Raw genomic sequence first — 5,601 nt, 5'->3', positions numbered from 1 at the left:
AAAAAAAAAAAACAGAAAAGAATAAAAAAGATTAAAAAAGAAATTTAATTTCCTATTTCGAAATCGTTCTCTTTTGTTTTTCTTTCTGGTTGAACAGCTTGTTCCTCCATTTTTTGATCCATGATTTTTTCCTTCTGGAATTCAACATATCTCATTGCCCCTTCTTGTTCATCCGGAGGAACAATTGTTTTGACCATTTCTTCGTCCAGCATTTCTTTCCCATACACTTTTACAGCTGTCAGCATTCGAACCTGCCCTAAGAACGTTTGAATCTTGGTTAATTCTACGTTTAAGTGACGTTCAGCCAAATTCTTCACTTCCTGTAAAACCTTTTTATAATAATCACTTAAACGTTTATAAATTTGATTTTCTTTTAGCAGCCGTTTATTTTCTACTTCTAGCTGCTCAGCTCTTTCCAATTCAACACGATGTCTTTTTCCAGACTCTTTTAAACGCGCTTCTAAATAGTCAACACGTTCTCTAAGCCCCTTATTTTCCGTTTTAAGCCCTTCCGAAGCTTTCGCTAAGGTTTTAATACGTTCAAAGTCTTCCGTCGCCATACGGACGTTCCTACGGTCAAATAAGCCACCCTTCTCTACTGGGATGGATTCCACTGACTCTGATACTTTAACAGCCTCTACAAGCCCCTTCACGTCCTTCTGAAGCCGTTCTAGCTCTTGTTCGGTATTTTTCTTCAATTCATGGATACTGATGTGTTCACGCTTCGTCTCGGCCTTGCTTTCGCCCCGTTGCAAATCAAAGCCACTTTTGACGATATGCGCATGGAAATCATCCTGAAGTTTAATCATGACCTGTTTGCCATTAAAAAGATCCTTTGCTGCCAACCGGTTATCTTTTGTGATCGGCACAATTCCCACATGCATATGAGGATTGGCTTCATCTTGATGAATCGTTGCATATAGCACATTTTCGGCTCCGTATTTTTTTTGGATAAATTCAAGACTGGATGAAAAGTATTTTTTCTGTTCCTGGGGAGATAAATTTTGTATGTACTCCGGTGTAGCCGTCACCAGAAATTCCGAAAGAACGACGGAGTTCGCTCTCGGTTTTCGTTTCACCCGTTCATTAATTTTATTTTTGATTGTTTGCTCATATTTGATTTTTCCTTCGTTAATCAAATCAAAATTTAGATGTGTTTTGCTCTCGATAATGTCCGGATTCGTTTTGCTTTTTCCTTGTCTTTGATTATGTTTTTGAATCCCTTGCACATCACTCATTTGAAACTTTTTCATTCGGATAATTCCGTAGTTCGCCATTCAAATCATTCCCTTTTTGAAATCGAATATCTAGGCAAGAATAACACATTGGGGGAGCAAGACCAAAAAATTGGTGTAGCATACTATACCAAAATGCTTTTGGTGTATGCTCTGCCGAGGGCTAAAAGCAAGCGAGCAACGAACGCTCGCCCCAGGTCAAAAGCAAAAAAATAGGACAGTGGCCAAACGTTGATTCGTTTGGCAGCCGTCCTATTTTTCCAAAGAAAGAGCATTCGAAAACGTGCTGGAGCGCACAGTTTTTTCTCACCAATCATTCACCCCAAAATGCCTTTTCCGATCGCAAGGGACAGGTAGTATTTTTTTTGCAAAAAAATCTCCACCTTCAAGCCCTTGCCATCGAAAATTTTTCGGGCAGTGTGGAGGGCAACCCCCGATATACGAAAAAATGGAGATTCATCTATCGGAGTTTTCCTTTCTATTATCGCCCGAAAAACCGACAGAAGCCGACCATGTATTCTTCCTGTCCGAAATAAAAATAGCGCATTCAAAAGATCCCCCCTCAACCAAAAAAATGGAGGAGAAAAAACAATAAGATTAAAGTAAAAAAACATGTCTTAATGCTGTTTAGACTCGAAAAAAGTCGAATATATTTTAATACATACTCATATCATAAAACTAAATCAAAAGGATGTGAGTTTTATTAGAAAAAATTTCTTTTTAATAGCATTGGGTATCATCGGAATTTTTATTATATACTTCGGAATAACGTCTATAAATGGTTCTGCTGAAAAAGAATCTCTTGAAAAAGAAATGGGTCCGCCACCAAAAAATGCTGACGTTAAAATGTTAGAAAAAATAGAAGAAAAAATATCAGGAAAATATGAGGTAGAAAGAATTAGCATTAATACACATGTTGACAACAATTCCAAGGATATAGATATTGATATAATTGGAAGTCAAGAATATTATGATTCAGTAAAAAATGAGATAGAAGAGATTGTAAAAAATTTAATTAAGTCAACTAAATTTGAAACATATAAGGTTAATGTGAAAAAAAGTCAAATGATAAACGACAATGAACTGTTGGAAAGACATAATTTAATAGGTGAAATCGGTAAAACCATAGATAACGATCTATCTATAGCTCATCCAGGTTACATTGACGGAATAAATTTGAGTATTTCACCACCAGATTCTCCCCCAGAACTAATTATTGAAATAAATACATTAGTAGAAAGGAAAAAACAAAAAACTATTGGGAAAGAAATAGAAAATACAGTATATAAAATATTAGAGCAAAAGTTATTTTCTAATAAACTTGTAAATAAAAGTACTGTTAAAATATATATTTATAACAAGTATAAAGAAAAAATAAACACAACTTTTTAAAAAAGTTGTGTTTATTTTTCTCTAATCATAAAATGAGAAGGTAAATGTGTCATTGTGATCAACTGTAATAAAAAACTGTACTTTTGCCCCTGCAGAAAGATTACTAATTTCAGTACTTCCTTTATAGTTATCTATTGAATTAAGTAATGTAAACTTTTTTACCCCGTTAACATAATAAGTTACATGGGCATAATTTGAACTCTTATAAGTACTTTCCATATCTATTTTAAAATTTCCGCCATCAGTTGCAGTATATTCTTGAGTCCAATATGCTACTCCACCAGTAAGTATTTTGTCACTTTCCTGTCCTTTAAAGTCCCACTTTCCAGCTCCATATGGCTCCATAGAACCACTATCAAGCTCTGTTGTACTATCAAGCTCTGTTGTATCATCAAGCTCTGTTGCATCCGCATAGAAAGGTATTGCCAAAAAAATCACAAAAGCTAATGAAAAGGTTTTGAATCTAAATAATTTATTCATAATAACAAAACTCCTCTTCTATTTTTTATCTTGCTAATATGTAATTTCTATATCAAATATAAATAACCTTTTAATTCCAAATATTTTATAGTATTTTCTTATGCTTAAAATAATATAAAAATATGAATTTTTACTGGAACCTGTTGGATAAAATCAAAATCGGCAGCATCTATTACTCTAATTACCAAACCGTCGTTTGGTAACATTTCATAACATCATATTTTAAAGGTAAACTGCTTTTCACATAGAATAATAAGTATATGACTAAATGTGAAATGAGGGTGAATAGAGGATGAACTTTCAGATAGATGAGAAGGCAACATTAAATAGCATTTTAACAGCTCTTAGAGCAGGCAATAAAGCTGAACACATAGCAAAGGCAATAGATGGTATAAGCCAAAAACCATTTTTAAAAGCATTAAAAATGGCTGGATATGAGTACAGTAATAAAGTTCCTAAAGGCTGGCATTACATTGGAGAAGATCCAGAACCTTTAGATAAAAGTATTTTTGATTATGTGAACTTTAATTCAACAAAGGTGAACATATCTTCACCAACAATTCACCCTGAAGTCACACAAAGTAATACGGATATGAATAGAAGTAATAACGAAATCACCTCTCATTCACCGGTTATTCACCCCCAGTTCACACAGAATGAAGTATCCATGCTAATGGAAATACTTTATGAATGGCAAGGAAAAGAGCAATCAGAACAAATTAAAGTCCCCACGCAAGTACATGAGCGTATAAAAGCTCTTCCACAAAACGAAAAGACCCGAAAAACGATTGTAATTGATAAAAAAATCGGTGACCGTTTAGACACCTATTGTAAATCTGAACGAGTAAACAAGTCCGACATACTCCATTTAGCAATAATGGACTTTCTAAATAAAGTGGAGAGCCGTTAATCTTTGAAGAAAAGGGGGGTTACATTCATGAAGAAAAAAGAACAGGAACAATTAAACACGCTATTTCAAGCTCGTAAAGAGTATAACAATTGGCAAACTCAAGAAGAATTACAGAAACAAGCGCTCCAACGTATGGATGACCGTTTGTTATTTTTAAAAAATGCATTAAAAAAAGAGTAGCAATTGCTACTCTTTTCACATTACTCGACATCATTATTTTCTTCAATGTACAATGCCCGTTCGTTGTATTTCTCAAATTCCTCCAATGTAAGTTCACGAATGGTATTTTCATAATTCGACGACTGCCAAACAGAGCGCAACAAATGAGTATAGAGATTTTCATCTTTATACTTAAACTCATCCAACAATCCATTCTCGTACTTTTTAGCGTAATCCTTGAACGTCCCCGAATAAACAAGCAGTTGGCGCCCCTTCAGAGCGCCATAATATGTATCAAAAACTCGTTCACTGTGATACAGGTCACTTGACTTAGCTGTGTATTTTGCAACCTCTAGGATAGCCCCCTCAATGCTTTTTCGACCCTTTCGAACCTTCCGAACGTCCACTTGCGTTATGCGCTCGTCTTGCATACAACTACGCCACATCTCAAGCCATTCACTTTGAGCAATGAAATTTTTGCCATTGAAGTAACTTTTTTTAACACTCAAAATTATATGCACGTGAGGGTTATACGTATTGTATTGTGGGTTGGCATCTCCAACCGCTAAACCGCGTTTTTCAAAGTAATTTTTCTTACGCGAAAATAGTTCGTCTGTGATGTATTTTTCCTGGTCAGTTGTGACCTCTAATTTTCGAACATAACCTTGTATATTTTCTTTCACTTTTTTTCGTGAAAATAATTTTTTAATTGCCTTGTTAAATCTATCAATTTCTGAATGTAAATTTTCTTCTGTAACGTTAGGGCTTGTAAGCGTTAGGAAAATAAATTCATGTTTTTCTTTGGCTTCAATTGCCTGTGACATTATCGCTAGTTTTATAGCATCTTTTCGTGCCGTTTTCCATGTGCAAATGGGGCAAAAACGGTTGCCGCAGCTATTCGCCAATTCTAACCGCCTTTTATCCAGTGTTTTCGTTGTCAGAAAACGCATGAAATCATGGCATGAATCTATTCGAGCAATGGACGGAACTGACAAGTGTTTTTCCAAGTAATCCCCCGCCTTGCGATTTAGGCTCTTTTTGCCTGTGTATTTCCCTAGGATTTCCTTGCCTAAAACGCTTGTTTTCTTGACTTTAACTGACTCTTGATTATTTTTCATAATTCATGTAAAGTCTATCTTGTAACTCTAAAGCATATAAAAAAGACAGACTTGTTCCCCTTTTCAATTTGGTAAGATTCGACACCTTAACCATAACTGATAAAGGATTTAGGAACAAGTCTTTTTTTCGAATTCACGACCCTACAAAACCGCATCAAAGCTTAGAGCCTGTAAGGGCAAACCCTACTATACGTAATAGAAATAATTACGTATAGTATCAAGAAAAGAAGGAACTCAAAAATCCACCCTAAAAAACGGGTGGATTTTTTTTCGTTTTCAAATTTATCTCTTCGAACAAAAAAAAAAA

General features: G+C 34.9%; 6 protein-coding genes. 3 read left to right on the top strand and 3 right to left on the bottom strand.

The window, feature by feature from the left end; all coding sequences use genetic code 11:
• Positions 1-44: 44 nt before the first annotated feature.
• Entirely contained in the window at positions 45-1,277 is a 1,233-nt protein-coding gene (gene mobV / locus MHH44_RS21155) for a MobV family relaxase (RefSeq protein ID WP_340799592.1), read from the bottom strand.
• Positions 1,278-1,928: 651 nt separating this feature from the next.
• Here mobV and MHH44_RS21150 point away from each other — a divergent pair.
• Positions 1,929-2,627 (top strand): hypothetical protein, encoded by a 699-nt coding sequence (locus MHH44_RS21150; RefSeq protein ID WP_340799591.1) that lies wholly within the window; start codon positions 1,929-1,931, stop codon positions 2,625-2,627.
• Positions 2,628-2,648: 21 nt separating this feature from the next.
• Here the strand turns inward: MHH44_RS21150 and MHH44_RS21145 are convergent, their stop codons facing one another.
• Positions 2,649-3,107 carry a hypothetical protein gene (locus MHH44_RS21145; protein ID WP_340799590.1) on the bottom strand — a complete coding sequence of 153 codons (459 nt, stop codon included), beginning with the start codon at positions 3,105-3,107 and terminating at the stop codon, positions 2,649-2,651.
• Positions 3,108-3,399: 292 nt separating this feature from the next.
• Between MHH44_RS21145 and MHH44_RS21140 the strand changes: the two genes are divergently transcribed.
• A complete protein-coding gene (locus MHH44_RS21140) occupies positions 3,400-4,017 on the top strand; it encodes a hypothetical protein (RefSeq protein ID WP_340799589.1) in 618 nt (205 codons plus the stop codon).
• A 27-nt stretch (positions 4,018-4,044) separates the two neighbouring features.
• On the top strand, positions 4,045-4,197 hold the full coding sequence (locus MHH44_RS21135; RefSeq protein WP_340799588.1) for a hypothetical protein: 153 nt from the start codon (positions 4,045-4,047) through the stop codon (positions 4,195-4,197).
• Positions 4,198-4,217: 20 nt separating this feature from the next.
• On the opposite strand, the gene MHH44_RS21130 is transcribed toward MHH44_RS21135, so the two are convergent.
• Positions 4,218-5,294 (bottom strand): protein rep, encoded by a 1,077-nt coding sequence (locus tag MHH44_RS21130; protein ID WP_340799587.1) that lies wholly within the window; start codon positions 5,292-5,294, stop codon positions 4,218-4,220.
• Positions 5,295-5,601 lie beyond the last annotated feature (307 nt).

Origin of the sequence: Solibacillus sp. FSL K6-1126 (assembly GCF_038003445.1) — a bacterium.
Classification (GTDB): Bacteria; Bacillota; Bacilli; order Bacillales_A; family Planococcaceae; genus Solibacillus; species Solibacillus silvestris.
This window is presented reverse-complemented; position numbering and strand designations above follow the sequence as displayed.

Excerpts from the sequence above, each read along its gene's own strand:
- mobV (WP_340799592.1), bottom strand. The coding sequence starts at position 1,277 with ATGGCGAACTACGGAATTATCCGAATGAAAAAGTTTCAAATGAGTGAT.
- MHH44_RS21145 (WP_340799590.1), bottom strand. The coding sequence starts at position 3,107 with ATGAATAAATTATTTAGATTCAAAACCTTTTCATTAGCTTTTGTGATT.
- MHH44_RS21140 (WP_340799589.1), top strand. The coding sequence starts at position 3,400 with ATGAACTTTCAGATAGATGAGAAGGCAACATTAAATAGCATTTTAACA.
- MHH44_RS21135 (WP_340799588.1), top strand. The coding sequence starts at position 4,045 with ATGAAGAAAAAAGAACAGGAACAATTAAACACGCTATTTCAAGCTCGT.
- MHH44_RS21130 (WP_340799587.1), bottom strand. The coding sequence starts at position 5,294 with ATGAAAAATAATCAAGAGTCAGTTAAAGTCAAGAAAACAAGCGTTTTA.